We start from the raw sequence: 26,148 nt of genomic DNA on the forward strand, positions 1-26,148 counted from the left end.
GGGCGGTCAGCGGTCGGCGGCGCGCGGCCGGGTCCGCGCCCGGGGGACGACCAGCGGCGTGCCGGTCTCCGGGTCGGGCACCACCCGGCACGGCACCTGGAACACGGCCTCGACCAGGTCGGCGGTGAGGACCTCGGCGGGCGGTCCGGCGGCGGCGAGCCGCCCGTTCTTGAGCACCACCAGGTGGTCGGCGTACCGGGCGGCCTGCCCGAGGTCGTGCAGCACCATGACGACGGTGCGTCCGGCCTCGGCGTGCAGGTCGGCGACCAGGTCGAGGACGTCGAGCTGGTGGCGCAGGTCGAGGAAGGTGGTCGGCTCGTCGAGCAGCAGCAGTTCGGTGTCCTGGGCCAGCGCGAGCGCGATCCAGGCGCGTTGGCGCTGCCCGCCGGAGAGCCGGTCGACCTGCTGGTCGCGCAGTTCGGCGGTGCCGGTCCGGGCGAGGGCGTCCTCGACGGCGGCCTGGTCGGTCTTGGACCACGGGCTGAGCATCCGCTGGTGCGGGTACCGGCCGAGCCGTACCAGCGCCTCGACGGTGATCGCCTCGGGGGTGACCGGCTGCTGCGGCAGCAGGCCCATCCGCTTGGCGAGGGCCCGGGCGGACATCCGGTGGATGTCGGAGCCGTCCAGGGTGACGGTGCCGGCGGCGGGGTCGAGCAGCCGGACCAGTCCGCGCAGCAGGGTGGACTTGCCGCAGGCGTTGGGCCCGACGATGGCGGTGACGGCGCCGCCGGGCAGTTCGAGGTCGAGCCCGTCGACGATCGTGCGGTCGCCGTAGCGCAGGTCGAGGCCGTGCGCGGCGAGCCGGTTGGCGGTGGTGGTGACGGACTCGACGGTCGTCGTGGGCGTCATCAGTTGCTCCTCTGGGGAGGCCGGCCCTGGCGGATCATCAGCGCCAGGAGCCAGGGCGCGCCGAGCGTGGCGGTGACGGCACCGACCGGCAGGCCGTGGACGGGGATCACGTGGAGCACGAGGAGGTCGGCGGACAGCAGCAGGACGGCGCCGGTGAGCGCGGTGAGTCCGAGCGTGCCGAGGGTGGGCGGCCCGGCGAGCAGCCGGACCAGATGCGGCACGGCGAGCGCGACGAACGCGACCGGGCCGGTGAGGGCGGCGGCCAGCGAGGCGAGGGTGATGCCGAGCAGCAGCAGCCAGAGCCGGTCCCGGCCGGGGTTGAGGCCGAGGCCGCCGGCCGAGTCGTCGCCGAGGTCGAGGACCGAGATCCGCCGCTGGCAGAGCAGCACGGCCAGGGCGGTCAGCGCGATGGCGGTGCCGCCGATCCAGACCTCGGTCCAGTTGCGGCCGTAGAGCGAGCCGGTGGTCCACTGCATCGCGGAGGAGGCCAGCTCGGCCGGGAACCGTACGATCATCAGGTTCACGGCGGCGGCGAGGCCCTGCTGCACCGCCAGGCCGACCAGCACCAGCCGGGTGACGGCCATCTTCGACCGCCAGGCGAGGCCGCCGAGCAGCAGCGCCGCCAGCAGTCCGCCGCCGAGCGCGGCCAGCGGGATCAGCTGCTGGGAGGCGCCGGTGGCGAGCATCAGCACCGCGCCGAAGGACGCGCCGCCGGTGACACCGATGGTGTCGGGGGAGGCCAGCGGGTTGCGGAAGAGCCGCTGGAGCATCGAGCCGGCCATCGCCAGCCCGGCCCCGGCGATCAGCGCCGACACCACCCGGGGCGCCCGGAACTGCTGCACCACCAGGACGTTTCCGGGTTCGCCCTGCCCGACCAGGGCGCGCAGCGCGTCCCATCCGGACAGGCTCACCTGTCCGGTGCCGAGCGCGACGCCGGTCAGCACCACCAGGACGACGGCGGCCAGCGCCGACCACGCGGCGGTGCGGGCCCGGCGGCGGGCGAGTGTGCCGACGGGCACGGCGAGCGCGGTCACCGGGCCACCTTCCGGGCCAGTACGGCGAGCAGCGGCGCGCCGAGGAAGGCGGTCACGATGCCGACCTCGATCTCGGAGGGGCGCACCACGAGCCGTCCGAGCACGTCGGCGGCGAGCAGCAGCAGCGGACCGGCGATCAGGCAGCCCGGCAGCAGCCAGCGGTGGTCGTTGCCGAGCAACGGGCGGACCAGGTGCGGCGCGGCCAGTCCGATGAACGCCACCGGCCCGGCGACGGCCACCGCGCTGCCCGCGAGCAGGACGACGGCCAGCCCGCCGGCCAGTCGGATCCGGGCCACCGGCACGCCGAGCGACTGGGCGGTCTCGTCGCCGAGGGCGAGCGCGTTGAGGGCGGGCGAGATCGCGAACGCGCCCAGCAGACCGAGCACCAGGAACGGCAGCACGGGGGTGAGGGTGTCCAACTGCCGCCCGCCGATCGATCCGGCCAGCCAGAACCGGGCCTCGTCCAGGGTGCGGTGACTGGCCAGCATCAGCGCGGAGGTCCAGGAGGTGAGCACCACGGTGAGCACGGTGCCGCCGAGGGCGAGCCGGACCGGGTCGAGGTCGCCGCCGCGCCGGGACATCGCGTACGCGGCGACCGCGGCGACGGCCGCCCCGGCGAAGGCGAACCAGACGTATTGGACGGGCCGGGTGAGGCCCAGCGCGTAGATCGCGGCGACCACGGCGAGGCTCGCGCCGGCGTTGACGCCGAGGGTGACCGGGGAGGCGAGCGGGTTGCGGGTGACGCCCTGGGCGACCGCCCCGGCGACGCCGAGCGCGGCCCCGACGGCCAGCCCGATCACCGTTCGCGGCAGGCGAAGGCCCGTCACCACATCGGCGTCGCCGCCGTGGGCGGCCCCGGTGAGGGCGTCGGCCACGGTGGACAGCGGGATGGATCGGGAGCCGAGCGCGAGGCTCAGCGCGGCACACAGCACGAGCGCGCCCATACCGGCGACCAGCAGCAGGGGCCGCTGGACCGCCGAGGATCGAGGCGTCGCCGGGGCTGTGGTGGCCGGAGGGTCGGTTCTCAACACGAGTCGACATCTTAGGTTAGGTTTGCCTAAGTTCGTCAATCTCGGGTTGCCTGGTCCGATGTCGGGCCGTTCGCCGCGGCGTCGACCCGTCCGGGTGTCGTGGGTGCCGTGCCGCCCGGCCCGGCCCCGGGTGATGCACTTCCTGAGGCATTGTAAGGTGAGCCTCACCTTATTCGATCATGCGGAGTCGATCCACGGAGCGCCGATGATCCCCGGAACACCCCTGCCCGTCGCACCGACGTCCACCCTGCCCGGCGACTACCGGCGCCTGCGCGAGCTCTGCCCGGTGCTGGAACTGCGCCTGCTCGACGCCGACGAACCCGACCCCCGTGCCGCCGACGGCTGGTACTCGGGGGCCGAACTCGCCGCCGACGAACGGGCCCTGGCCGCCGCCCTGGCCGGCGAGGAGGAGCGCATCGCCGCCGAACACGGCCGCGCCCCCCGCCCGCACGTCACCGCCTCCAGACTGCTGCACCACTACGTCTGGTCCGCGTGCCTGCTCATCGCGGGCCCCTGGCACCTCGCCCGGAAAGTCCCCCTCGTCGACCCCGCCGACCTCTGGCTGCACGCCCCCACCGGGGACCTCGCGCTGCGCCCGCGCGGCCACGTCACCCTCCCCGGCGACGACGAACTCCGCGCCGAACTGCGGGCCGCCGTGGTCGCCCACGTCGAGCCGGTGCTCGCCGCCTTCGCCGCCCCCAGCCGGCGCCGCGACCGCGCGCTCTGGGGAATGGTGACGGACGACCTCGCCTCCGCCGTCTGGTACCTCGGCCGGATGCTCGGCGAGGAGGACACCGCGGTCGTCGCCGCCGAGGCGGTGCTGCCCGGCGGCACCCTCCCGCTGCCCGGCGCCGCCGACTTCCGCCGTCTGCACACCCCCGACGGGCGCGGCCACCACACCCGTACCCGGCTCGGCTGCTGCCTCTACTACGCCGTCAAGCCCGAGGCCGCCGCCTGCCTGACCTGCCCGCGCACCAGCGACGAGGAACGGCTGCGCCGGTTCTGAGGAGTCCGTCCGAGGATCGCCGTCGGGGGGATCGTCGGGGGGAGTTGGGGGATCGTTGAGGGGATCGTCGGGGGCGGTTCGTTGTCAGTGGTATCGGCTAGGGTCGCGGCCGTGATCGATTCGACGACGCGGGTCCGTATCGCCCGGCCCTCGCGCGACCTCGCGGCGGCCGAGCGCTTCTACGTCGGCGGCCTCGGCCTCGACGTGCTGTGGCGCACCACCGAGCGGGTGTCCGGTGAGCACGACCTGCTGATGGTCGGTCCGCCCGGCGGAGCCTGGCATTTCGAACTCACCCACGACCCGGAGAACCCGCTGGAGCCCACCCCGACGGTCGACGACCTGTTCGTCGTCTACCTCGGTGCGCCGGCGGACGACGCCCTGGTCGCCCGGCTGGAGGCCGCCGGCGGCACCCCGGTCCGGGCCCACAACCCCTACTGGGAGGAGTTCGGCGTGACGATATCCGACCCGGACGGCTACCGGCTGGTGCTCTGCTCCCGTGGCTGGGGGGCCTGAGCGCCTGTCCGGCCCCGTCCGGTCTCACCGCCCGTCCCGCCCTTGCCGTGCAGCACCGCCACGCCCCGGTCCAGGTCCACGCCGAAGTGCGGCGGCGCTCCGACCTGGGCGTCGTCCCGCAGCGTCAGCTGTTCCCGCCGCTGTTCGACCTGCACCCGCTTGCCCGGACTGAACAGCGCCTGCAACTCCTCCAACCCGCCGCCCAGGCCCACCCCGGTGCTCCCGCCGCCCCGCCGCCAACGCCCCGACGACTCGCCCCGGATCTGCCACGCGATCAGGAGCACCAGCCCGATCACCGCCGCCGCCACGCACGCCACATCTACGATCACACCCATGTACGCCCAACGCCGGGCGGTCGCACCCGCGTTCCCCGCGGGCGCCGCGTCGGTGGCGGCGTCCACCCGCTAACCTGCCGCGCGAACCGAAGGAGACCCCTCACCATGACCGTGCGCGGAACCACCGTGGACATCCCGACGGCGGACGGCACCGCCGACGCCTACCTCGCCCATCCCGACGACGGGCGGGCCCACCCCGGAGTCATCCTCTACATGGACGCCTTCGGGCTCCGACCCCAGCTGAAGGACATGGCCGACCGGCTCGCCCAGGCCGGGTACGCCGTGCTGGTCCCCAACGCCTACTACCGGAACGGCCGCGCGCCGGTCGTCGAACTGCCGCCGCTGATCGACCTGGAGAAGGACCCGACGATCTTCCAACAGATCGGCCCGCTGCTCCTCAGCCTCACCCCCGAGGTGACCGCCCGCGACGCGGACGCCTATCTGCGCTGGCTCGCCGACTCCCCGCTCGTCTCGGACGGCCCGGTCGGCCTCACCGGCTACTGCCGCGGTGCGTTGCTCGCCCTGTGGACGGCCGCCAGCCACCCCGACCGGATCGCCGCCATGGCCGGGTTCCACGGCGGCAACCTCGCCACCGATGCGCCGGACAGCCCGCACCTGGGCGCCTCCCGGATCACCGCCGAGGTGTACTTCGGCCACGCCGACGAGGATCCGTCCATGCCCGCGGAGCAGATCGAACGGCTCGCCGAGGCCTTCACCGCCGCCGGTGTCCGCCACCGGGAGGAGGTCTACCCGGGCGCCGCGCACGGCTACACCCAGGCCGACACCACCCGCTACGACGCCGTCGCCGACGCGCGCCACTGGGAGGCGGTGCTCGACCTGTTCAAGCGGACCCTGTCGGCCTGAGCCACCGGAGGGCCGGGGCGGCGGGCGCGGCGTGGCCCGGTCCGCCCCGGCCTGGTCCGTGCAGGCGCGGGCCGGTGACGGCCTTGCGCCACAGCACCTCCTCTTCGTCCTCCAGTCGCGCAACGGACGCGAGGTGTTCGGGTCGGCGTGGAGCCGGGCGGTCAGGGTCTGGTGCCTGACAGCGAGTCCGGGCCCGGCCGTCGGCCGGGCCGCCGGGCGTCGGGGAGGCGCCCGGGACTCGTGGCAGTGGTGAGTAACGAACCCGCGTCACCCGGCACCACAGGCCGGGACCGGGCGGACGGATCCAGGGGGGAGCCGAACGTGCAGAAGACAGAGAACAGGCAGAACGCGCAGGAACCGTGGGGCACGCAGGACACGCAGGACACGCGGGCCATGCGGGACGTGCAGGTCGCCATCGGGCAGGCGCTGGCCGAGCGCGTCCCCGGCGGGGTCCGGCAGGGCGAACTCGACCGTGGCGGGCGGGCATTGCGCTGGGTGGAGGCGGGGCGCGGCGGTCCGCCGGTGGTCCTGCTCGCGGGCTGCGGCACCTCGTCGCTGACCTGGGCGCCGGTGTTGCCCGAACTGGCCGCGCACAGCCGGGTCGTGGCGTACGACCGGGCCGGGCTCGGTGCCAGTGACCCCGATCGCGTCTCCGGCCCGTCGCTGGAGTCCCCGACCGGGGACCTGGCGGCCCTGGTGGAGCACCTCGGCGCCGGCCCGGCCGTCCTGGTCGGGCACAGCTGGGGCGGCCAGCTGGCCCAACTCCTCGCCTGGCGGCGCCCGGAGCTGGTGGCCGGCCTGGTCCTGGTGGACCCGGCGCACGAGGAGTTCCAGCCACCGGCCATCCGCGCCGCCGAGGCCGTCCTGTTGCGGGTGGGGCTACTCCGGGCGGCCTTGACGCCCGCCGCACGCCGTACCGGGGGAACTGTCGCGAGGGCCGAGGCGGCCGTCGAGGCACACCGTCACCAGCGGCTGACCGTCCTCGACGAGAACCGGCTGACGGTCCTCGCGGTCTCCGAGCTCCGGCGGCGGCGCGCGGCCGCGCGGCTGCCCGACGTGCCGGTGACCGTGCTGAGCGCGACCGACGGCCTGCCGGGGGCGATGCGCGCCCGCTGGACCGTCCTCCAGTCACACGTCGTCGCCGGCGCCGCCAAGGGGTCGCACATCGTCGTGCGCGGCGCCGGCCACCACGTCCACGCCGACCACCCGCAGGCCGTCGCCGCCGCCGTCCTGGAGGTGGTCGAGCACGCCCGGCAGGGCCGGGACAGCTGACGGTTGGGCCCTCAACCCCTGGCCGGACAGTGCCTGCTGACCGTTCGACCCCCTCTGGCACACTGGGGGCCGAACGGCCCGCTGGGGAGGGTCATGACACACATGGGGGCGGGAGTATGAGGGGTCCGGGCGCCGTGCTCGGCGGGCGGTACACGCTGGTCGAGCGGATCGGCGGCGGGGGGATGGGTACGGTCTGGCGGGCCGACGACACGGTGCTGGCGCGGCCGGTGGCCGTCAAGATCCTGCACTCGGCGCTGTTCGAGGACGACACCTTCATCCAGCGCTTCCGCCGGGAGGCCCAACTGGTCGCCGCGATCGACCACCCGGCCGTCGTGGACGTCCACGACTACGGTGAGAGCGGCGGCGGTGCCGAGGGCCGGGAGGGCGGCGAAGGCGGTGGTGCCGGGGACCGCTGCGCCTACATCGTCATGGAACTGGTCGACGGCCGGCCGTTGGACCGGGTGCTCGCCGAGGAGGGCCCGATGCCTCCCGAGCGCGCCCTCGGTCTGGTCGCCGCCGCGCTGGACGGCCTGCACGCCGCCCACCGCCGGGAGATCGTGCACCGGGACCTCAAGCCGTCCAACCTGATGGTGCGTACGGACGGCCGGGTGACCATCACCGACTTCGGCATCGCCCGGGCGATCGCCAGCACCAAGATCACCGCCTCGCACGCGATCGTCGGCACCGCCCTCTACATGGCCCCCGAGCAGGCCGAGGGGACGGGCACCGGGCCAGCCTCCGACCTCTACTCGATCGGCGTGGTCTGCTTCGAACTGCTCACCGGGAAGCCGCCGTTCGTCGGCGAGAGCGTGTTGGAGGTCGCGCTCAAGCACGTCCGCCAGCCGGCGCCGGAGCTGCCGGGGGCCTTCCCGGCGGCGGTTCGAGAGCTGGTCGCGAAGGCGCTGGAGAAGAAGCCGGAGGACCGGTTCGCCGACGCCGCCGAGATGGCGGCCGCGGCCCGGGCGGCGATCGGCGCGAAGGACGCGGGCGCTGCGGCGGGTGCGGTCGGCGCCCCGGCCGACACCGGGACGGTCGACCTCAGAGCTGCGGCGGCCGGGGGAGCGGCTGCGGGTGAAGAGGCCAGGGGCGGAGCGCCCGGGGGTGCCGGCGGGGCGAAGGCCGGTGCCGTGGTGCCGGTCGCGGACGGCGCCGACCAGCCCGCGTCGGGCGAGCGCCCGGCGTCGGGTGACGGCCCCGTGTCGGACGAGGTCGCGAAGGTGGGGCCGCAGCCGGTGACCGAGCCGGGCAAGCGCCGGTCACGTCGCGCACTGCTGGTGCCGGTGATCGTCCCCGTGGTCATCTCGATGGGCACGGCGACCGTTCTGCTGGTGGACCGCGGCCCCGGCCGGTCGGACGCGGCCGAGCCGCCCGCCGCCCAGCCGACCGTCGTCGTGACGGCCCCGGTGACCCCGGGCACGGGCACCCCGGCGGCCCCGGCCACGACGCCGCCCGCCACGCCGACACCTTCCGACACCCCGGTCGCGGCCCCGGCCGCCGACCAGCAGCCGAGCACCCAGAACCAGCCGGGCGCGCCCGTCCAGGCCCCCGCGCCGGGCGGCAACGGAGGCGCGGCGAGCCGGGGCACCGGCGCGGGCGCGGCAGGCGGCGGCAACGCGGCTGGTGGCGGCGGGGCTTCGGGCGGTGCCTCAGGCGGTTCCGCCGGCGGTTCTGCGGGAGGTGTCTCGGGCGGTTCCGCCGGCGGGGCTTCGGGCGGTCAGTCCAACCAGTCCGGCGGCGGGGGCGGGGGCGGCGCGGCAAACCAGCCCGCCAACCCCAATCCCAACCCGCAGCCCCCGGCCCAGAACGCGGCCGGTGGCTCCCCCGCCGGGGGCGGCTCCCCGTCAGGCGGCGGTTCTCCCTCGGGCGGCGGCAACCCGCCGGCCCCGCAGACCCCCACCCGGCCGCCGTCGTGCGGCGGCACCTCCTGGACCACCATCGTCAACGTGAAGGACGGCCGCCCGATCGGGATGGCCCGCGACGAACTGAGCGGCGACAACCCGATCGTGGTCGGCGGCGCGTCCCAGTACGGCTGGGTGCGGGCGACCAACCCCGGCTCCTGGATCAGTTTCAACGCCTGCAACAGCGGCGGGCCGCTGCTCGTCCAGACCATGGACGGCAAGGTCACCCTGAGTGGGGGCTTCAGCTTCCTGACCAACTGGACGGTGCGCAGCGGGTCCGCCCAGGGCTCCTACACGCTGGCCGACTACCAGAACCACAGCTGCATGACCGACAACGGCCCGGGGAACGCGGTCACCATGGTGACCTGCACCCCTGGCAACACGGCCCAGGAATGGCGGTTCCAGTGACAGCGACCGACGGAGCCGACGACGGCGTGGTCCTCTACTGGCGTCCACTGTGCACGTTCTGCATGAACCTGCGCCTGGCGCTGCTCTTCACGCGCCTGCGCTACAGCAGGCGGTTCACCATGGTGAACATCTGGAAGGACCCGGACGCCGCCGCCTTCGTCCGCTCGGTCGCGGACGGCAACGAGACCGTGCCGACCGTCACCGTGGCCGGGCGACCGATGGTGAACCCGTCGATCCGCCAACTGCTCGCGGCGGTCCGGGAGTACGCGCCGGACGTGCTCCCGGGGAGGCCTCGCTGACCGGTCCGGGCGAGGAGTGGCACCCCTGCGCCCTCCCAACCCCGACCCCGACGCTGCCACTGCCACTGCCGCTTCTGCGACCGGACGGGCCTGGCGCCGGCGGCGGTTGAGCGCGTGTGCCGACCCGGCCCGGGTGTCCGTACGGGCAGGTCGCCCGGGAGTCGGGGCGGGCGAGCGGGGCGCCGCGGGAGCCGGGCGCCATCGCAGCCGCCGGTGGAGCAAGGGCAGTTGTGGGACACGGGGCCTTGTCGGCTCCGGTGCGCCCCAGGGTGTCGCGCTCAACTCGCCGACTGCGCTGAGGAGTCGGGCGAACACGAGGTTCGGTGGCGCTAGCAGATGGCCCGGCGGCGGGCAAGGGTGGCAGGTGGCGGGACCTCGCCAAGCGGATGTCAAGATTCCGTATGGGAAGTTCTACAGGGATGTAAAAGTCGATTCCGGCCCGCTCGGCTCCGCGCGCCGAATCGACGTTCGACGGTCGATCGGACATCGGCGCAGGCGGTCGGCCGTGGTTCGGGTGGGAACCCACTGCAAGGCGCGGTGAATTGCCCCGTTTTGCCCACCACTTGAGAGCCCCGGCGAGCTGGCGGGACCTGGCCAATCGCTGAAGTAGACCTGTCAATTCACCTGCTGGATTGTCATGCTTTTGGACAGCCCCGGCGGTAGCCCCCACCCCCACCCCTTGGTGGCTCGCCGCTCGACCGCCCGGGGTTTCAGCACGTCAGCGCCCATTCCGCCCCACAGGTGCCGACCCCGGCCCCCGGAACGCGGCGCGACCGCGTCCACACGCGGTTTCCCGGAAGGACTCGCACGTGAAGCGAAAGCTCGCAGCTGTCGCCGTACTGTCGGCCACCGCCCTGCTGACCGGTGTGATCCAGGTGAGCACCGCCGCCCAGGCCAGCCCCGTCGCTGGCCTCCAGACCCAGGTCGACCACCAGCACGCGGCCGTGCTCGCGCTGGCCGGCGGCCAGTCCGGCCCGCTCGCCAAGGCCCTCGCCCTCGGCGAGAAGGAGCGGCTCGTCGCCAAGGACGCCGTGGTCGACAAGGACGGCACCCGGCACCTGCGCTTCGAGCGCACCTACGCCGGCCTGCCGGTGCTCGGCGGTGACCTGGTCGTCCACCAGAAGGCCAACGGCTCGGTCAAGTCGGTCGACAAGGCGGTCTCCGCCAAGCTCGCGCTGCCGAGCCTGACCCCGCAGATCCCGGCCGACCAGGCCGCCACGCAGGCCACCGGCGCGGTCAAGGCCACCGTCGGGGTCACCCTCGACGCCGACGAGTCCCCGCTGGCCGACGTGCACCAGACCGGCAAGGCCGAACTGGTCGTCTGGGCGACCGACGGCAACCCGCGCCTGGCCTACCGGACCACCGTCGAGGGCGTTCGCGCCGACGGCACCCCGAGCAACCAGGTGCTCGTCACCGACGCCGCCACCGGCAAGGTGCTGTCCACCCACGAGAAGATCCAGACCGCCGCCGGCACCGGCAAGGGCGTCTTCGTCGGCCAGGTGCCGCTCACCACCGCGCAGAGCGGCTCCAGCTACTCGCTGAAGGACGACAGCCGCGGCGGCCAGTCCACCACCGACATGAGCAACGGAACCGCCGGCAACGGCTCGCTGTTCGCCAACACCTCCAACAACTTCGGCGACGGCACTGCCAGTAACCGCGAATCCGCCGCCGTGGACGCCCAGTTCGGCGCGGCCACCACGTGGGACTTCTACAAGAACACCTTCGGCCGCAACGGCATCCGCAACGACGGTGTCGGCGCCGCGAGCCGCGTCCACTACGGCTCGAACTACGTCAACGCCTTCTGGGACGACAGCTGCTTCTGCATGTCCTACGGCGACGGCAACGGCGACGCCGCCCCGCTCACCGAGATCGACGTGGCCGGCCACGAGATGAGCCACGGCGTCACCGCCGCCACGGCGAACCTCAACTACGCGGGTGAGTCCGGCGGCCTCAACGAGGCCACCTCCGACATCATGGGCACGATGGTCGAGTGGTACGCCAACCTGCCCTCCAACCCGCCGAACTACTGGATCGGCGAGCTGATCAACCTGAACGGCAACGGCACCCCGCTGCGCTACATGGACCAGCCCAGCAAGGACGGCCAGTCCGCCGACTCCTGGTCCGCCGACGTGGGCAACCTCGACGTGCACTACTCGTCGGGCGTGGCGAACCACTTCTTCTACCTGCTGTCGGAGGGCAGCGGCGCGAAGAGCATCAACGGGTTCGACTACAACAGCCCGACGGCCGACGGCTCCTCGCTCGCGGGCATCGGCCGGGACAAGGCCGCGCAGATCTGGTACCGCGCGCTGACCGTCTACTTCACCTCCACCACCGACTACGCGGGCGCCCGGGCGGGCACCCTCAGCGCGGCGGCGGACCTGTACGGCAACGGCAGCGCCGAGTACAACGCGGTCGCGGCCACCTGGACGGCGGTCAACGTCAACTGACAACCGCCTGAGTGGGCCCTGCCGAATCGTGGGTGCCGGCCGGCAGGGCCGCACGGCGGGGGCGACGGTGTGCGGACCACCGTCGCCCCCGCCGTCATGTGCGCGGGGCGCGGCGCACGGGCGCGGCGATGCGAGGTCGGGCGCCGGAACCGCCAGGCCGACCGTCGGACCGACCTTTGGTTGGAGCGGTTGGAGCGGTTGGAGCGGTCGGAGCGGTCGGAATACGGCGGCGGTAGCGCTGTTCGGTCGCGGTGCACGCGGCGAGCAGCAGGGCGGCCGCCGCCGCGGCCGCGGTGATCGCGAACGGCGCGGCGGCCGCGAAGTGCGTGGTCGCCCAGCCGCCCAGGAAGGTGCCGGCCGACTGAGCCAGGATCAGCGCGCTGACCAGCGCCGCCATCGCCTCGCCCAGCCGGACGGCCGGCACCGTCCGCTCGACCAGGCCGAACATCGTGATCATCTGCGGTGCGACCGCCACCCCGAGGAGGCCCACGGCGGCGGTCAGGCTCCACAGGCTCCCGGCGGAGACGAGCAGGACGCAGGCGGCGGCGAACAGCAGCACCGTGCCCGCCCGCAGCCGGGACGCCAACTCCCACCGGGCGGGCAGGCCCGCGGCGGCGATCCCGGCCAGGGAACTGGTGAACCCGATGAAGCCGTACAGCAGTCCGGCGGCGCCCGGCCGGCCCAGGGCCTCCGTGGTGGCGGTCACCCCGACCTGCACCGAGCCGAAACACGCGCCCAGCAGCGCCATCCCGGCCAGCAGCAGGACGTAGGGCACGGTGAGCAGCCGCTCGGCGGAGCGGGCCGGGGACTTCGGGGTGCCGGGTGAGGCCGTTGGGTGCAGCGCGAACAGGGTCGCGCAGACGCCGGACAGCACGGCCGCCACGAGCAGGCCGACGGCGGGGGAGGAGACGGTGGCGAGGACTCCGACCAGTGCGGGCCCGGCGGTGAAACCGACCTCGTCGACGATCCCGTCCAGCGACAGCATGACGGAGGTCAACTCCTTTTCACCAGCGGCCAATCGGACCCACCGGCTGCGCGACAGCGGGCCGACCAGCGGGACGGACAGGCCGACCACGGCGGCAGGCGCGAGCTGCCAGCCGAGGGCCGACCCGCGTTGCGAGGCGGCCACCAGCACCACCAGTGCCGTCGCGTTGACCAGCGCGGCGACCAGCCCGACCGTCCGCTGCCCTCGGCCGTCCGCCAGCCGACCCACCAGCGGACCGCCGACCGCTTGGCCGACCGCCAGCGCGCCGGCGACCAGGGAGCCGCGCCACACGCTGTCGGTGTTCCGGCTCACCAGCAGCAGGGTGCCGATCGGGCTCATCGCGTTCGGCAGCCGACCGAGCAGCGACCACAGCAGCACCCGGCCGCCGGTCAGTTGCGCTGCTGTACGGAACTTCACGACCACGGACATCGGTACGCCCCCACACGGAGCCGGTGCGGGCGCCCGCCTCCCGCCACCGGCCCGACCAGGCGACAGCGACCTGCGGGTGAGCCTCGACGGTAGGGGCGCGTCCGGGGGGTGGGTAATCGGTCGATCGACCAGTGGCGGCGGGGGCGGGGGGCGGGGCGGGGTTGGAGGAGTGGACAACGGGCGAGGCGTGAGAGACCGCGGCGAACAGATGACAGATAACAGATTTCAACATCTGTTATCTGTTTTCTGTTATCTGTCGGCCGTCATCTGTTCGCCGTCGTCTGTCGGGTGTCCGCCGCCATCGGTTCGTGCGCCGCCGTCGGTCCGTGCGCTGCCGAGCGCGCTCAGGTCGCGAGGTCCTTCCGGATCTGGTCCAGGATCAAGCCGGCCCCGGTGTAGCCGATCCCGAGCATCCACAGGTTGTCGTCGACCCGGAACACCCGGCCGGTGCGGACGGCGTCCAGGTTCTTCCACAGTGCGCCATCGGTGATCCTGCCCTGGTCGGACTTGGCCGTGTCCCCGTAGACCGAGTAGAAGATGACGTCGGCCGCCGCCTGGTCCACCTGCTCGGGGCTGATCTCGACCGAGAACCCGGGCTTGTCCTGGTTGGCGGGCCGGCCGAGCCCGAGGTCCTTGAACAGTGAGCCGACGAAGGTGTCGTTGAGGTACAGCCTGGTCGGCGCGCCCGCGAGGAAACGAGCCATCTCGACCCGGGTGGCGGCGGCCTTGGCCGGGCCGCCGAGTGCGGTGACGAGGTCCCGCGCCTTCGTCCGGTACGCCGCGTCGGCCGCTTCGGCTTCGGCCTGCCGGCCCATCGCCTCGGCGTGCAGCCGGACGTTCTCCTTCCAGGTGGGCCCGGTGGTCTTGGACAGCACGGTCGGCGCGATCTTCGCCAGTTCGTCGTACCGCTTGTCGTCGCGCACCTGGTTGCTCAGGATGAGGTCCGGCCGCAGCGCCGCGATCGCCTCCAGGTTGGGCTGCCCGATGGCGCCGACGGCCTTCGTCGCGGCCAGCCGTTCGGCGGGCAGGTAGGCGGGGAAGGGCGCACCCTCGGTGACGGTGGTCGCGCCGACCGGCGTGAGCCCGAGAGTGACCACCGAGTCCAACGCGTCGGTGTCCAGCGCCACCACCCGGGTGGCCCGGGCCGGTACGGTGCTCTCGCCGCGAGCGTGCCGGACGGTCCGTGGGCCAGCCCCGCTGGATCCGCCGGAACCGCCGGAACCGCCGGACCCGCCGGTCGAACCGGCGGACGGCGCTGGCGAGTTCGGGCCGCAGGCGGCGAGGGTGAGGCCCGGGGCGAGCCCGGCGGCGAGGCCGAGCGCGGCGCGGCGACTGAGCGGTCTGGGCATCGGCGGTTCCTCCAACGGGCGGGCAGGGCGCGGGAATCCCTGCCCTCCCGTTGGAGGGGTTACGCCTCGGTGTCGTTCTCCCGTCGCTGGCGCAGCAGTTCGTCGTACTCGGCGGGCACCCGCCGGTCCATCGCGAGGGCGAACTGCGCGTCGATGACCGTACGGGCCAGCGGCCGCACCCGCAGGATGCGCTCGGTGAGCCGGGCCGCTTCGCCGGGCGGCAGTGGGGCGTCGGCGGCGAGGGCGCCGAGCAGGTGCTCGCCGACCACGTCGATGAAGATCTCGGCGATGGCTTCCACGTGCTCCTGGGTGCGCCGGCTGGCGTCCAGCACCACGGAGAGCGGTACGCCCTCGGCGACGAGTGCGGTGGTGGCGTCCATCAGGCGGCGGCTGATGTGGGTGATCCCGTCGTCGTCGATCGTGATGTAGCCCTGGGCGATCGACTCGGCGGTGTTCTCCTCGGTGAGCTGGTCGTTGAAGACGGTCTTGAGCTCGTCCCAGTCCAGGCGCACCGGGGTCTCGTCCGACCAGGGGGCGACGATCGCGGCCTCCAGCCCGATCAGCTCGGCGACGTCCCGCCCGCTCTCGCCGGCGCCGATCAGTTCGGCGATGCCGCCCAGGGTGTGGCCGCGGTCCAGCAGTTCGCCGATCATCCGCAGCCGGGCCAGGTGCTCCTCGCCGTACCAGGCGATCCGGCCCTCCTTGCGCGGCGGCTGGAGCAGTTTGCGCTCGCGGTAGAAGCGCAGTGTCCGGCTGGTGATGCCGGCCGCTTCGGCCAGTTCCTCCACCCGGTACTCGCGTTTTCCGTCACCCGCAGCAGCTCTGACCTTGTCCACGGCGATCAGCATAGGTCCGCCACCTCCGAAGGCTCCCGGAATCCGGGTGGCCGCGCTTCTTCCATCCGGTGTCAGCAAGGGCTACCCTGCCAATCATGCCAGTGATTACTGGCGCGATTGGCGAGGCTCCGATGCCAGTCGTCGGGGGAGCCCTCTCGGCAGTACGGCAAGGCAGTACACAGGGCAGCACGCAGAGCATCATGCAGGGCAGCACCAGAGCGATACCGCGGCGTCACCCGGGCGCGTCAGGGCAACATCAGGGCAGCGCCAGGGCGGTACGAGAGCAGTCGAGCACAGTACGAGCACGGCGCCGTCGGCGCGCCAGGGTCCGTGCCAGGAGGCGCGGCACGAGCGGGCGCCACGGTACGGCAGCGCGAAGATCATCGCCCCACCCTCAGGAGGAGGCCGCATGGCATCCAGCAGCAAGCGCCCCCGCTCCGGCACGTCCGGTGCCCCCGCGGCGGACGAGGCCGTCCCGCACGTGCGGGTGGCGGTGATCGGCTCCGGCTTCGGCGGTCTCGGCGCCGCGGTCCGGCTGCGCCGCGCCGGGATCACCGACTTCGTCGTCCTGGAGCGCGCGGACTCGGTCGGCGGCACCTGGCGCGACAACAGCTACCCCGGCTGCGCCTGCGACGTGCCCTCGCACCTCTACTCCTTCTCCTTCGCGCCCAACCCCGCGTGGCCGCGCAGCTTCTCCGGCCAGCCGGACATCCGCGCCTACCTGGAGAAGGTCGCCACCGTCTTCGGCCTCCGTCCGCATCTTCGGTTCAACACCGAAGTTCTGGAGGCACGTTGGGAGGCCGAGCAGGTCCGCTGGCGGATCGCCACCTCGGCCGGCCAGTGGACCGCGGACGCCGTGGTCTCCGCTGCCGGACCGCTGGCCGATCCGCAGATCCCCGACCTGCCGGGGCTCGGCGCCTTCCCCGGCAAGGTGTTCCACTCCTCCCGCTGGGACCACGACTACGACCTGACCGGCAAGCGGGTCGCGATCGTCGGCACCGGAGCGTCCGCCGCCCAGATCATCCCGTCGATCCAGCCGAAGGTCGGCAAGTTGACGGTCTTCCAGCGCACGCCCGCCTGGGTCCTGCCGCGCCGGGACCGCGAGATCAGCCAGCTGGAGAAGTGGCTGCACGACCGCGTACCGGTCACCGGGAAGATCCGCCGCGGCACCCTGTTCGCCCTCCGGGAGCTCCAGGTGGACGCCTTCGTGCGCCGCCCGGGAATGCTGCGCGTGGTCCAGCAACTCGCCGAACGCCACCTCGTCCAGGGCGTTCCCGACCCGGCCCTGCGCGCCAAGCTCACCCCGGACTACCGGATCGGCTGCAAGCGCATCCTGCTCAGCAACACCTACTACCCGGCGCTCGCCGCGGCCAACACCGAGGTCGTCGCCTCCGGCCTGCGCGAACTGCGCGGCTCCACCCTGCTCGCCGCCGACGGCAGTGAGCACGAGGTCGACGCCATCGTCTTCGGCACCGGCTTCCACGTCACCGACATGCCCATCGGGGCCCGGGTGTTCGGCGCCAACGGCACCAGCCTGGCGGAGGAGTGGAAGGACGGCATGGAGGCGCTGCGCGGCTCGGCCGTGCACGGCTTCCCGAACCTGTTCTTCGTGATCGGCCCCAACACCGGCCTCGGCAACAGCTCGATGATCCTGATGATCGAGTCCCAACTGAACTACCTGATCGACGCGTTGACCACGCTCGGGTCGATCGGTGCCACCGCGATGCAGCCCACCGCCCGGGCCCAGCGGCAGTGGAACCTCGAACTCCAGCACCGGATGGACCGCACCGTCTGGACCACCGGCGGCTGCCGCAGCTGGTACCTGGATCCGAACGGCAAGAACACCGTGCTCTGGCCCGGCTCCACCACCGCGTTCCGCCGCGCCACCCGCAAGGTCGACCTCGGCGAGTACGAACTGATCATGCGCGCCGGCCAGGACGCCGCCCCTGCCGTGCAGGAGGTGTCCGCATGAGCGCCGCCGAGCTGCCCGCCGAGTACGTCCCGCCGACGCCTGTCGAGGAGTTGAGCATCCGATCGGCGGACGGGATCCGGCTGCACGCCGAGGTGCACGGCCAGCCCGGGGCGCCCACCGTCGTGCTCGCCCACGGCTGGACCTGCTCAACCGCCTTCTGGGCACCGGTGATCCGCCAACTCTCCGACCGTTACCGAGTGGTGGCGTACGACCAGCGCGGCCACGGGCACAGCGAGATCCCGCCGAGCCGGGTCCGCTACTCCACCCGGGCGCTGGCCGAGGACCTCTCCGCCGTCCTCGCCCGGACCGTCCCGGCGGGGGAGAAGGCCGTGCTCGCCGGGCACAGCATGGGCGGGATGACCATCATGGCCGCCGGCGGCCGCCCGGAGATCGCCGACCGGACCGCCGCCGCCGTCCTGGTCTCCACCGGGCCGGGGGAGCTGGTGGCCGAACTCACCGTGCTGCCCGAGGCGGTGCGCTCCCCGGGGCTGCGCCGCTTCCTGAACCGCCAGCTGCTGCGCTCCCGGCTGCCGCTCGGACCGGTCTCGCCGGTCAGCCGTGTCGCGCTCAAGTACGCGACCATGGGCCCGGGTTCGTCCGCCGGTCAGGTGGAGGCGACGGCCCGGATCGTGCACGCCTGCCCGACCGCCGTCCGCGCCAACTGGGCGGGCGTCCTCGACCGTCTGGACGTCCACGCCGGGCTCGCCCGGCTCGCCGTACCGACCGCCGTCGTGGTCGGCACCGCGGACCGGCTGACCCCGCCGGTGCACGCACACCGGATCGTTGCCGAACTCGCCGACCCGCAGGGGCTGTTGCTGCTTCCTGGGGTTGGGCACATGGCGCCGCTGGAGCGGCCGGTGGAGGTCGCGGCCGAGATCCACCGCTTGGCCGCCGCGTACCTGTCCGCCGCGCCCGCTTCCGTCTCCGCTCCTGCCTCCTCCACATCTGCCTCCTCCGCCTCTGCGCCCGTTTCGGAGAGGACCGCCGCCGCATGAACGCCATCCCGCCGTTGTCCGCACAGGTCGTCGTCGTCACCGGGGCCGCCCGCGGGGTCGGGGCTTCGCTCGCTCGCACGCTCGCCCGGCGCGGGGCCAAGGTCGCCCTCCTGGGGCTGGAGCCGGACGAGCTCAAGGCCGTCGCGGCGCAGTGCGGCGCGGCCGCGACCAGTTGGGAGGTGGACGTCACCGACCTCGACGCGCTCGGCGACGCCGCCCGCCGGATCAAGGAGCACTACGGTCGGATCGACACCGTGGTCGCCAACGCCGGCATCGCCATCGGCGGGCCGGTGGCGGACAGCGATCACCGGGCGTTCAGCCGGGTGATCGAGGTCAACCTGCTCGGCAGCGTCGCCACGGCCAGGGCCTTCCTGCCCGCCCTCGTCGAGAGCCGGGGCTACCTGCTGCAGATCGCCTCGCTCGCCGCGCTCACTCCCGCGCCGCTGATGAGCGCGTACTGCGCCAGTAAGTCCGGGGTGGAGGCCTTCGCCCACTCGCTCCGCGCCGAGGTCGCCTACCAGGGGGTCAAGGTCGGTGTGGGATACCTGAGTTGGACCGACACCGACATGGTGCGCGGCGCCGACGAGGACACCGTGCTCAAGCAGATGCGGACCAGGCTGCCGTGGCCGGCCAACAAGACCTACCCGCTGGAGCCCGCGGTGGAGCGGATCGCCGCCGGCATTGCCCGGCGGTCCGCCCACGTCTACGCGCAGGCCTGGCTGCGCGGCATGCAGCCGGTCCGCTGGCTGCTGCCGAGCCTGATCGCGGCTGTCGGTTCGCGCGACGTCGCCCGGATCGCGCCCCAGCTCGCCGCCACCGCCGCCTCCCGGTTGCGCGCAGTCGGTGCCGGCGGGGCTGCGGACACGGCGGTGCGAGGCGGTCGGAGCGGCGCCGTCGACTGACGGCCGTCGACTGACAGCTGACAGATTTCAACTGACAGATAACAGATAACAGATTTCAACAGCTGTTATCTGTTATCTGTCAGTTGTTCGTCCGCCTGGCCGTCCGCCCGCCCGCCCGTCACTCCATCCACTCCTCTGCCGTCCCCCGCGCGATCCACGCCAGCGTCTCCAGTGCTTGCGCCAGCACGGGCAGCGGCGGCGAGGCCAGGGCGACCCGGACGGCGGACGGGGAACGCCGGGGGTCGGCGGCGAACGCCGCCGCGGGTGTGACGGCGATGCTCGCCCGCGCCGCCACCGCGACGAAGGTCTCCGCCCGCCAGGCCGCCGGCAGCTCCCACCACAGGTAGTACGAGCGGGGGTCGGCCCGGACGCGCTGCCCCGTCAGCGCCTCGCGCGCCAGCAGCTGACGCGCGACGGCGTCGGCGCGCTTGGCCGCCGCGACCTCGGCCACGGTGCCGTCCCCGATCCAGCGCACGGCCGCCTCCAGGGCGAACCCGCTGGGCGTCCAGCCGCCCGAGCGCAGTGCGCCCGCGATCCGTTCGCGCAGCGCGGCGGGGACAACCGCGAACCCGGTGGTCAGCCCGGGCGCGAGCCGCTTGGAGAGGCTGTCGACGAGGACGGTGCGTTCCGGCGCGAGGCTGGCGAGGGCGGTCAGCTCCGGGCGGAGGAAGGACCAGATCGCGTCCTCGACGGCCGGCAGGTCGAGGCGGCGCAGCTCCTCGGCGAGGGCGGCCGTCCGCTCGTACGGCAGGCTCCCGCCGAGCGGGTTCTGCAGCCTCGGCTGGACGTAGACGGCGCGCAGCGGCGCGGCCCGGTGGGCGGCGGCCACGGCGTCGGGCAGAAGTCCGTGCTCGTCGACGGCCAGTGGCACGAGCGTGATGCCCAGTCGCTGGGCGACGGCCTTGACCACCGGATAGGTCAGTGCCTCCACCCCCAGCCGGTGGCCGGGCGGCACCAGCGCGGACAGTGCCGCGGCGATGGCCTGCCGTCCGTTGCCCGCGAACAGCAGCTCCTCCCCGGCGATCTCCGGGGTGACCTCGCGATCCCTGCCCGTCCGGTCCCCGCCCGTCCGGCGTTCGTCCGACAGCAGTGCCGCGAACGCCTGCCGGGCCGCGCCCGTCCCGGCCGCGCCCACCGGCGCGAGTGCGGCACCCAGCGCGTCCGCCCGGAGCAGCGGTGCCAGTCCGGCGGCCAGGAGTGCGGCCTGCTCGGGGACGGCGGGGTAGTTGAGTTCCAGGTCCACCGGCGCGCCGGCCGGTTCGGCGAGTGCCACCTGCCCGCCGGTTGCCCCGCCGCCGGCCCCCTGTCCGGCCCGGACGAAGGTGCCGCGCCCGACCTCCCCGGTGGTCAGTCCGCGCCGGGTCAGTTCCCGGTAGACGCGCCCCGCCGTGGAGTTGGCGATGCCCCGGCTGCGGGCGAAGGCGCGCTGGGTGGGCAGTTGCTGGCCGGGTCGCAGCCGCCCGCCGGTGATGGCGTCGGCGATCTCGTCGGCGATCAGGCGGTAATCGTCCATCGGCGGGACCCCTCCACGCAAGGTGATGGCATTGCACGGCATCGCATCGGCATTGCACCGAGTGCAAAGTCATCATTGCATTGAGATCGACGCCGGGCCTAGCCTCCTCGCATGGAAGCACTGACCCCCGCCGCTCCCGTCGTATCCGCCTCGTTCGACCTGCCCGCCGCATCTGCCCTGTCCGCCGTGGGTGGGCATGCCGTGCTCGGGATCGCCGCCGTGGCGCTCGGGATGGTGCTGACACCGGGGCCCAACATGATCTACCTGGTCTCCCGGTCGATCGCCCAGGGCCGCCGCGCCGGGCTGCTGTCGCTGATCGGGGTCGCGGCCGGCTTCCTGGTCTACCTGGCCGCGGTGACGGCGGGCGTGGCCGCCGTGTTCTCGGTGGTGCCCGCCCTCTACACCGCGATCAAGCTGGCCGGCGCCGGCTACCTGCTGTGGCTGGCCTGGAAGGCCGTCCGGCCGGGTGGTACGGCGGTGTTCGCCCCGCAGGAGCTGCCGCCGGACCCGCCGCGCCGGTTGTTCGCCATGGGCTTCCTGACCTGCCTGCTCAACCCCAAGATCGCCATCATGTACATCTCGCTGCTGCCCCAGTTCGTGGCGCCCGAGCGCGGTCACGTCGCGGTGCAGAGCCTGGTGCTGGGGCTGACCCAGATCGTGGTGGCGGTCACCGTCAACGGGCTGATCGCGGTGAGCGCGGGCGGCATCGCGTCCTTCCTCAACCGCCGTCCCGCCTGGCTACGGTTCCAGCGCTATGCGATGGGGACGGTCCTCGGCGGCCTCGCCGTCCACATCGCCGCCGACCGCGCCAAAGCCGTGGCAGCCTAGGCCCGCCCGCTGCCCGCCGCCCGCCGCCCGCTGCCCGCCGCCCGCCGCCCGCTGCCCGCCGCCCGCCGCCCGCCGCCCGCCGCCCGCCGCCCGCCGCCGCCTGGGCCGCGGCGCCGCACCCCCCAGGTCGGGTCCTAAGCCGCCTGCAGCACCTCGTACGCCGCCTGTAGGAACCGTCCGTCCAACGACGGCCCGGTGTTGGCCAGGGCCGCCACCGCGGCCGACGCCTGGGGCGAGAACCCGACGAAGGCGGTGAACCCCCGGGTCGCCCCGGCGTGGAAGTACAGGTCGCGCCCGCCCGGGCGGCGGTGGTTCCACACCAGGCACAGCTCGTCCGTCGAGCGCGGCAGCCGCAGCCGCGGCCGCTGGACCTCGCGCAGCGCGGCCGCCAACTCGCCGTGGCCGCCGTCGAGATGCGCCCTCAGGTAGCGCAACAGGTCGGCCCCGCTCGCCCGGAGCGCGCCGGCCCCCGGCAGTCCGGGGATGCGCCAGGGCGGAAGTTCCTGTCCGCGCCGGTACCCGACCGCCCGCCCCGGCGGGTCCGCCGTACAGGTGGTGGCACCGAGGCCCAGCGGTCGGAGGACCCGTTCGGAGAGCAGTTCCCCGTAGGGCAACCCGCCCGTCTCGGCGAGTGCCCGCCCGAGCAGCGCGACGCCGTAGTTGGAGTACCGGTACCGGCTGCCGGGCCTGCACCGTACGGTGGTTCGGGCCACTCCGGCCCTCAACTGCTCGTCCCCGAACGTGGCGTACGGATTGCTGAACCAGGTCGGCACGGCGCGCGCGGCCAGTCCGGGCGGCAGCCGGGGCAGGCCAGAGGTGTGGGTGGCCAGGTGCAGCAGCCGGATCGGTTCGGGGGAGCGGACGGTCACCGGGCGCCAGCAGTCCGGCAGGCGGTGTTCGACCGTGTCGTGCAGGGAGACGTCTCCGCACGCGGCCATCTGTGCCAGCAGCAGCGCGGTGAAGGTCTTGCTGACCGAACCGAGTTCGAAGACGGTGTCCGGAGAGCACGCGGCCGTCCGCCCGTGCCCGAGCCGCCCGTGGCAGCGCACCTCCTCCGCGTCCCCGCGCGTGACGGCCACGGTGACGGCGGTGGCGTACGGTCCGGCCGCGCGCACCGCCTCCGCGACCGCCGGACCCAGCCCGTTCACGCGACCGCCGCGGTGGCCCCGAGTGCCCGGGCGAGCGTGATGCCACCGGCCACCACCGCGACGACGGCGGTGTGCTGGTGGTCCTGGAACGCCCGCTCGCGGTCCTCGTCGACCGGGTCGGTGTCGCGCGGCAGCAGGCCGTCCTCGTGTTGGGCGGCGGCCAGCGCGTCCCAGCCCTGCCGTCCGGTGGCCGGTTCGCCGATGCAGGCGTCGACCACGAGGAGTTCGGCGGCGAGATCCCACTGGCCGATCTCCAGCCAGACGTCGAGCCAGGCCGGCAGCCAGTCGCGCACGTGGTCGCGCATCGGCTCCGGCAGGCCGTCCGGGCGGGCGCCCCAGTCCGTGAGGTGGAAGACGGTGTGGGTGATGTCGTAGCCGGTCATCCAGTTGACGGCCCACGGTTCGGGCGTGGCGCCCAGCCAGGTGCCGGCGGCGAGTGCGGCCCAGTCCGGCTGGTGGGCGAGCCCGACGACCCGTCGGGCGTTGGCGACCCCCAGGCGTCGGTTGGGGTGGATCTCCTCGGCGTGCGCGGCCCGCAACCGGCTGAGCGAATCGAGCAGTTCCTCCAACGCCGGGTGGCGGTAGCCGGCCCGGGCGAAGTGGGCGTAGGTCTCCAGCGGGTCGGTCATGGTGAAGTGGCGCAGCTGCCGCTCGTACAGCAGGTCGCCCTCGCGCAGTTGCCCCCAGGCGTGGTCGAGCAGCGCGCGTGCGGTGCGGGCCTCGGTGGGCCCGGTGACGCCGTCGCGCAGGATCAGCGAAGCGGCCAGCGCGATCTCGCCGAGCGGCTTGTAGGCGTCGTCGGGGTCGGAGAGGTCGACCACGGTGTTGTCCGGGATCCGGCCGAGGCCGTCGGCGTGGGAGGCGTGCAGCCAGGCCAGCGCGCGGGAGGCGAGCCGCTGCGCGGTGGCGAGGACGTGGGTGTCGGTCATCGGACCCGGCTCCGTCGGTCGGTCGGCGGACGGGAGGAACGGTCGAGCATCCGACGGGCGATGGCCAGCTCAAGTCCGGTGCGGGCGCTGCCGTTACCGGCCAGCCGGATGCGTTCCAGGACGGGCTCGACCTCCAGCCGCAGCGGCCGGCCTTCGGCACCGGCCCAGGCGAGCCAGCGGGCGAGCCGGGCGGCGGTGGGGAGGTCGCGACGCAGCATGGAGCGGACGGTGCCGCGGGCAAGGGCCAGGGTGTGCGCGCGGGCGGTGTCGTGCACCGGGCCGTCGAGCCCGGGCAGTGCCAGGACGGACAGCTGCGCCATTCGTACCGACCAGGTTTGCCAGCCGACGGCCTCCGGGCCCGGAGGCGGCACGGGCGGTGGGGCACCGGTTCCGTACGGCGTGCGGGCGAGCACCTGCTCGGCCGCCCAGTCCTGCCATGCGATCACCAGCGCGGCGTCGGCCGAGACCGCTGCCGAGTCCAGTGCCGAGTCCGGTGCCGGGTCCGGTGCCGGAAAGGCCTGCCGGGCCTCGGCCAGCAGTACGGCGGTGGGCCCGTCGGGCGCGGCCCCGGTGAGTAGTTGCGGGGCGAAGAGGTCTGCGCCGAGCACCCGCAGTGCGGCCAGGGTCGGGCGCGGTACGGCGCCGTCCGGGTCCGCGAGCGCGGCTGCGCCCCCGTCACCCCGGAGGGCGTCGAGGGTCCGGCGCGCCACCCGTTCGACGGCTGCGGCGTACTCGTCGCGCAGTGGCGTCTCGGCGAAGGGCATCGGTGGTGTTCCTCCTGGTCGGGGAGCCCCCGGCGGGCGGCCTCGCGGGAGTGGGCTCGCGGGCGCGGGTTCACGAGAACGGGCTCACGAGCCCTCGTCAGGCCCGCCGAGGCGCCGGGGAAGGGGTGGGCCGGTCCACGTCGGTGGACCGGCCCCGCGATCGGGCCGCCCGGCACCGGCCCCGCGATCGGGCCGCCCGGCACCGGCCCCGCGATCGGGCCGCCCGGCTACCGGGTCGGTGATCGGGTCGCCCGGCTGCTAGCGGGTCGACTTCTCCTTCGGCGGCTTCGGCGACAGCAACAGCGCCAGCAGCAGGAGTCCGAGGGCTTCGGGCGAGTACGTGGGCGCGTCGGACACGACGGCCTCGTCCTCCACCATCAGGCTCGCGAGTGTGTCCGCCTCGGCGCGCGTCGCGGTCGGCGTGGTCGTCGTCCGGTGGGTCCGGCAGTGAGTAAGCATCAGAAGTGCCTCCTCAGTTGAGCGTCACCACCCGGTCGGGCGATGCCCCCGTCCGAACGGTAAGGGCGCGGTCCGGTACCTGCATCCGCAGATGGCCGGGCCGGGATAGTCCATTCGGAGTGGGCGCGGCCGCGGTGAGTCGGTACCGTCGGGGGCATGACCACAGCCTTGATCACCGGCGCGACCGCCGGCATCGGAGCCGCGTTCGCCCGCCGGCTCGCCCGCAGCGGCTACCGGCTCGTCCTGGTGGCCCGGGACACCGAGCGCCTGGAGCGCGCGAGCGCCGACCTGCACGCCGAGTACGGAGTCGAGGTGGAGACGCTGACCGCTGACCTCGCCACCGACGAGGGCATCGCGGCCGTCGAAGCCCGGCTCGCCGACTCCGCCCGCCCGGTGGACCTGCTCGTCAACAACGCCGGTTTCGGCAACAAGGGCGCGTTCGGGACCGTCCCGCTCCAGGACGAGCTGGACATGCTGAAGGTGCACATCGAGGCGATCCTGCGGCTGACCACGGCGGCCCTGCCGGGGATGCGCGAGCGCGGTCGCGGCGCGGTCGTGAACGTCGCCTCGGTGGCGGCGTTCCTGCCGCGCGGCACGTACGGGGCGAGCAAGGCGTGGGTGGTGAGCTTCACCCAGGGCGTGCTGCGCGACCTCGGCGGCACCGGGGTGCGGATGATGGCGCTCTGCCCGGGCTTCACCCGTACCGAGTTCCACCAGCGGGCGGGCATGGGCACCGGCAACATCCCGGCCTGGTCCTGGCTCTCGGCCGAGCGGGTGGTGGCGGAGGCGATGCGCGACCTGGCCCGGGGTCGGTCGGTGTCCGTGCCGGGCAAGCGCTACAAGGCGGTGGTGGCCCTCGCCCGCCTGTTGCCCTCCGGTCGGCTGGGCGGCCTGTCCTCGAAGGCGGCGCGCAGCTACCGGACGAACTGACGCGGTCGGGGCGGTCGGGGCGGTCGGAGTGGCCGAGCGGTCGGTCGGGCGGCCGGAGGGGCGGTCGCCATGGGAATAGATCCAGCCTCACTATTAGCTAGTCTAACTATGAGCTATTCTCGCTATGCTGGCGGCCGTCCGACCGCCCCACCC

24 protein-coding genes are annotated in these 26,148 nt (G+C 73.8%); 12 read left to right on the forward strand and 12 right to left on the reverse strand.

Annotated features, from left to right (window positions below; genetic code table 11):
* Nucleotides 1-6 precede the first annotated feature (6 nt).
* From A6F73_RS25665 to A6F73_RS25675, 3 genes are all read right to left on the reverse strand, one after another.
* The gene (locus tag A6F73_RS25665) at nt 7-849 is read right to left on the reverse strand and encodes an ABC transporter ATP-binding protein (RefSeq protein ID WP_063349945.1); all 843 of its coding nucleotides are present in this window, start codon (nt 847-849) and stop codon (nt 7-9) included.
* Nucleotides 849-1,814: an iron ABC transporter permease gene (locus A6F73_RS25670; RefSeq protein ID WP_244293701.1), complete on the reverse strand. Its 966-nt coding sequence runs from the start codon at nt 1,812-1,814 to the stop codon at nt 849-851. The genes A6F73_RS25665 and A6F73_RS25670 overlap by 1 nt, the downstream gene beginning before the upstream one ends.
* Nucleotides 1,815-1,879: 65 nt before the next feature.
* Entirely contained in the window at nt 1,880-2,827 is a 948-nt protein-coding gene (locus A6F73_RS25675) for an iron ABC transporter permease (RefSeq protein ID WP_063349947.1), read from the reverse strand.
* Between the two features lie 292 nt (nt 2,828-3,119).
* Here A6F73_RS25675 and A6F73_RS25680 point away from each other — a divergent pair, with 292 nt between their 5' ends.
* Nucleotides 3,120-3,920, forward strand: coding sequence for a (2Fe-2S)-binding protein (locus A6F73_RS25680; RefSeq protein ID WP_063349948.1), 801 nt, complete (start codon nt 3,120-3,122; stop codon nt 3,918-3,920).
* A 111-nt stretch (nt 3,921-4,031) separates the two neighbouring features.
* Nucleotides 4,032-4,433: a VOC family protein gene (locus A6F73_RS25685; RefSeq protein ID WP_063349949.1), complete on the forward strand. Its 402-nt coding sequence runs from the start codon at nt 4,032-4,034 to the stop codon at nt 4,431-4,433.
* Here the strand turns inward: A6F73_RS25685 and A6F73_RS42570 are convergent.
* A complete protein-coding gene (locus tag A6F73_RS42570) occupies nt 4,394-4,834 on the reverse strand; it encodes a DUF6191 domain-containing protein (protein WP_063349950.1) in 441 nt (146 codons plus the stop codon). The two genes, A6F73_RS25685 and A6F73_RS42570, sit on opposite strands and share 40 nt — an antisense overlap.
* A 39-nt stretch (nt 4,835-4,873) precedes the next feature.
* Between A6F73_RS42570 and A6F73_RS25695 the strand changes: the two genes are divergently transcribed.
* The 5 genes from A6F73_RS25695 (at nt 4,874) to A6F73_RS25715 (ending at nt 11,956) form a co-directional block, all read left to right on the forward strand.
* Nucleotides 4,874-5,632, forward strand: coding sequence for a dienelactone hydrolase family protein (locus tag A6F73_RS25695; RefSeq protein ID WP_063349951.1), 759 nt, complete (start codon nt 4,874-4,876; stop codon nt 5,630-5,632).
* Nucleotides 5,633-5,953: 321 nt separating this feature from the next.
* Nucleotides 5,954-6,904 carry an alpha/beta hydrolase gene (locus tag A6F73_RS25700; RefSeq protein WP_159398543.1) on the forward strand — a complete coding sequence of 317 codons (951 nt, stop codon included), beginning with the start codon at nt 5,954-5,956 and terminating at the stop codon, nt 6,902-6,904.
* 116 nt (nt 6,905-7,020) lie between these two features.
* Entirely contained in the window at nt 7,021-9,210 is a 2,190-nt protein-coding gene (locus A6F73_RS25705; RefSeq protein WP_079136001.1) for a serine/threonine-protein kinase, read from the forward strand.
* A complete protein-coding gene (locus tag A6F73_RS25710; RefSeq protein WP_279634944.1) occupies nt 9,207-9,509 on the forward strand; it encodes a glutaredoxin domain-containing protein in 303 nt (100 codons plus the stop codon). Before A6F73_RS25705 ends, A6F73_RS25710 begins: the two co-directional genes overlap by 4 nt.
* An 809-nt stretch (nt 9,510-10,318) precedes the next feature.
* Nucleotides 10,319-11,956 carry a M4 family metallopeptidase gene (locus A6F73_RS25715; RefSeq protein ID WP_063349955.1) on the forward strand — a complete coding sequence of 546 codons (1,638 nt, stop codon included), beginning with the start codon at nt 10,319-10,321 and terminating at the stop codon, nt 11,954-11,956.
* Nucleotides 11,957-12,050: 94 nt separating this feature from the next.
* On the opposite strand, the gene A6F73_RS25720 is transcribed toward A6F73_RS25715, so the two are convergent.
* The 3 genes from A6F73_RS25720 to A6F73_RS25730 all read right to left on the reverse strand — a co-directional run bounded on the left by A6F73_RS25720 (nt 12,051) and on the right by A6F73_RS25730 (nt 15,567).
* Nucleotides 12,051-13,370 (reverse strand): MFS transporter, encoded by a 1,320-nt coding sequence (locus A6F73_RS25720; RefSeq protein WP_063349956.1) that lies wholly within the window; start codon nt 13,368-13,370, stop codon nt 12,051-12,053.
* Nucleotides 13,371-13,714: 344 nt separating this feature from the next.
* Complete coding sequence (locus tag A6F73_RS25725) at nt 13,715-14,719, reverse strand: iron-siderophore ABC transporter substrate-binding protein (protein WP_063349957.1); 1,005 nt, start codon at nt 14,717-14,719, stop codon at nt 13,715-13,717.
* Nucleotides 14,720-14,778: 59 nt separating this feature from the next.
* Nucleotides 14,779-15,567 (reverse strand): MerR family transcriptional regulator, encoded by a 789-nt coding sequence (locus A6F73_RS25730; RefSeq protein WP_063349958.1) that lies wholly within the window; start codon nt 15,565-15,567, stop codon nt 14,779-14,781.
* 397 nt (nt 15,568-15,964) lie between these two features.
* Between A6F73_RS25730 and A6F73_RS25735 the strand changes: the two genes are divergently transcribed.
* Genes A6F73_RS25735 through A6F73_RS25745 form a run of 3 tightly spaced genes read left to right on the forward strand, consistent with a single transcriptional unit; the run spans nt 15,965 to nt 19,424 of the window.
* The gene (locus A6F73_RS25735) at nt 15,965-17,527 is read left to right on the forward strand and encodes an NAD(P)/FAD-dependent oxidoreductase (RefSeq protein WP_063349959.1); all 1,563 of its coding nucleotides are present in this window, start codon (nt 15,965-15,967) and stop codon (nt 17,525-17,527) included.
* Complete coding sequence (locus tag A6F73_RS25740) at nt 17,524-18,522, forward strand: alpha/beta hydrolase (protein ID WP_063349960.1); 999 nt, start codon at nt 17,524-17,526, stop codon at nt 18,520-18,522. Before A6F73_RS25735 ends, A6F73_RS25740 begins: the two co-directional genes overlap by 4 nt.
* The gene (locus A6F73_RS25745) at nt 18,519-19,424 is read left to right on the forward strand and encodes an SDR family oxidoreductase (protein ID WP_063349961.1); all 906 of its coding nucleotides are present in this window, start codon (nt 18,519-18,521) and stop codon (nt 19,422-19,424) included. The genes A6F73_RS25740 and A6F73_RS25745 overlap by 4 nt, the downstream gene beginning before the upstream one ends.
* 118 nt (nt 19,425-19,542) lie before the next feature.
* On the opposite strand, the gene A6F73_RS25750 is transcribed toward A6F73_RS25745, so the two are convergent.
* The gene (locus A6F73_RS25750; protein ID WP_063349962.1) at nt 19,543-20,937 is read right to left on the reverse strand and encodes a PLP-dependent aminotransferase family protein; all 1,395 of its coding nucleotides are present in this window, start codon (nt 20,935-20,937) and stop codon (nt 19,543-19,545) included.
* A 231-nt stretch (nt 20,938-21,168) separates the two neighbouring features.
* Here A6F73_RS25750 and A6F73_RS25755 point away from each other — a divergent pair, with 231 nt between their 5' ends.
* Nucleotides 21,169-21,765, forward strand: coding sequence for a LysE family translocator (locus A6F73_RS25755; protein ID WP_063351529.1), 597 nt, complete (start codon nt 21,169-21,171; stop codon nt 21,763-21,765).
* 134 nt (nt 21,766-21,899) lie between these two features.
* On the opposite strand, the gene A6F73_RS25760 is transcribed toward A6F73_RS25755, so the two are convergent.
* The 4 genes from A6F73_RS25760 to A6F73_RS25775 all read right to left on the reverse strand — a co-directional run bounded on the left by A6F73_RS25760 (nt 21,900) and on the right by A6F73_RS25775 (nt 25,065).
* Complete coding sequence (locus A6F73_RS25760) at nt 21,900-22,913, reverse strand: serine hydrolase domain-containing protein (protein WP_107452955.1); 1,014 nt, start codon at nt 22,911-22,913, stop codon at nt 21,900-21,902.
* On the reverse strand, nt 22,910-23,842 hold the full coding sequence (locus tag A6F73_RS25765; protein ID WP_063349963.1) for a hypothetical protein: 933 nt from the start codon (nt 23,840-23,842) through the stop codon (nt 22,910-22,912). Before A6F73_RS25765 ends, A6F73_RS25760 begins: the two co-directional genes overlap by 4 nt.
* Entirely contained in the window at nt 23,839-24,606 is a 768-nt protein-coding gene (locus A6F73_RS25770; RefSeq protein ID WP_063349964.1) for a hypothetical protein, read from the reverse strand. The genes A6F73_RS25765 and A6F73_RS25770 overlap by 4 nt, the downstream gene beginning before the upstream one ends.
* A gap of 258 nt (nt 24,607-24,864) precedes the next feature.
* Entirely contained in the window at nt 24,865-25,065 is a 201-nt protein-coding gene (locus A6F73_RS25775) for a hypothetical protein (protein WP_063349965.1), read from the reverse strand.
* 156 nt (nt 25,066-25,221) lie between these two features.
* On the opposite strand from A6F73_RS25775, the gene A6F73_RS25780 reads away from it, so the two are divergent.
* A complete protein-coding gene (locus tag A6F73_RS25780) occupies nt 25,222-25,995 on the forward strand; it encodes an SDR family oxidoreductase (protein WP_063349966.1) in 774 nt (257 codons plus the stop codon).
* Nucleotides 25,996-26,148: the final 153 nt, after the last annotated feature.

The sequence above is a fragment of the Streptomyces sp. MJM8645 genome (genome assembly GCF_001625365.1).
Lineage (GTDB): Bacteria > Actinomycetota > Actinomycetes > Streptomycetales > Streptomycetaceae > Kitasatospora.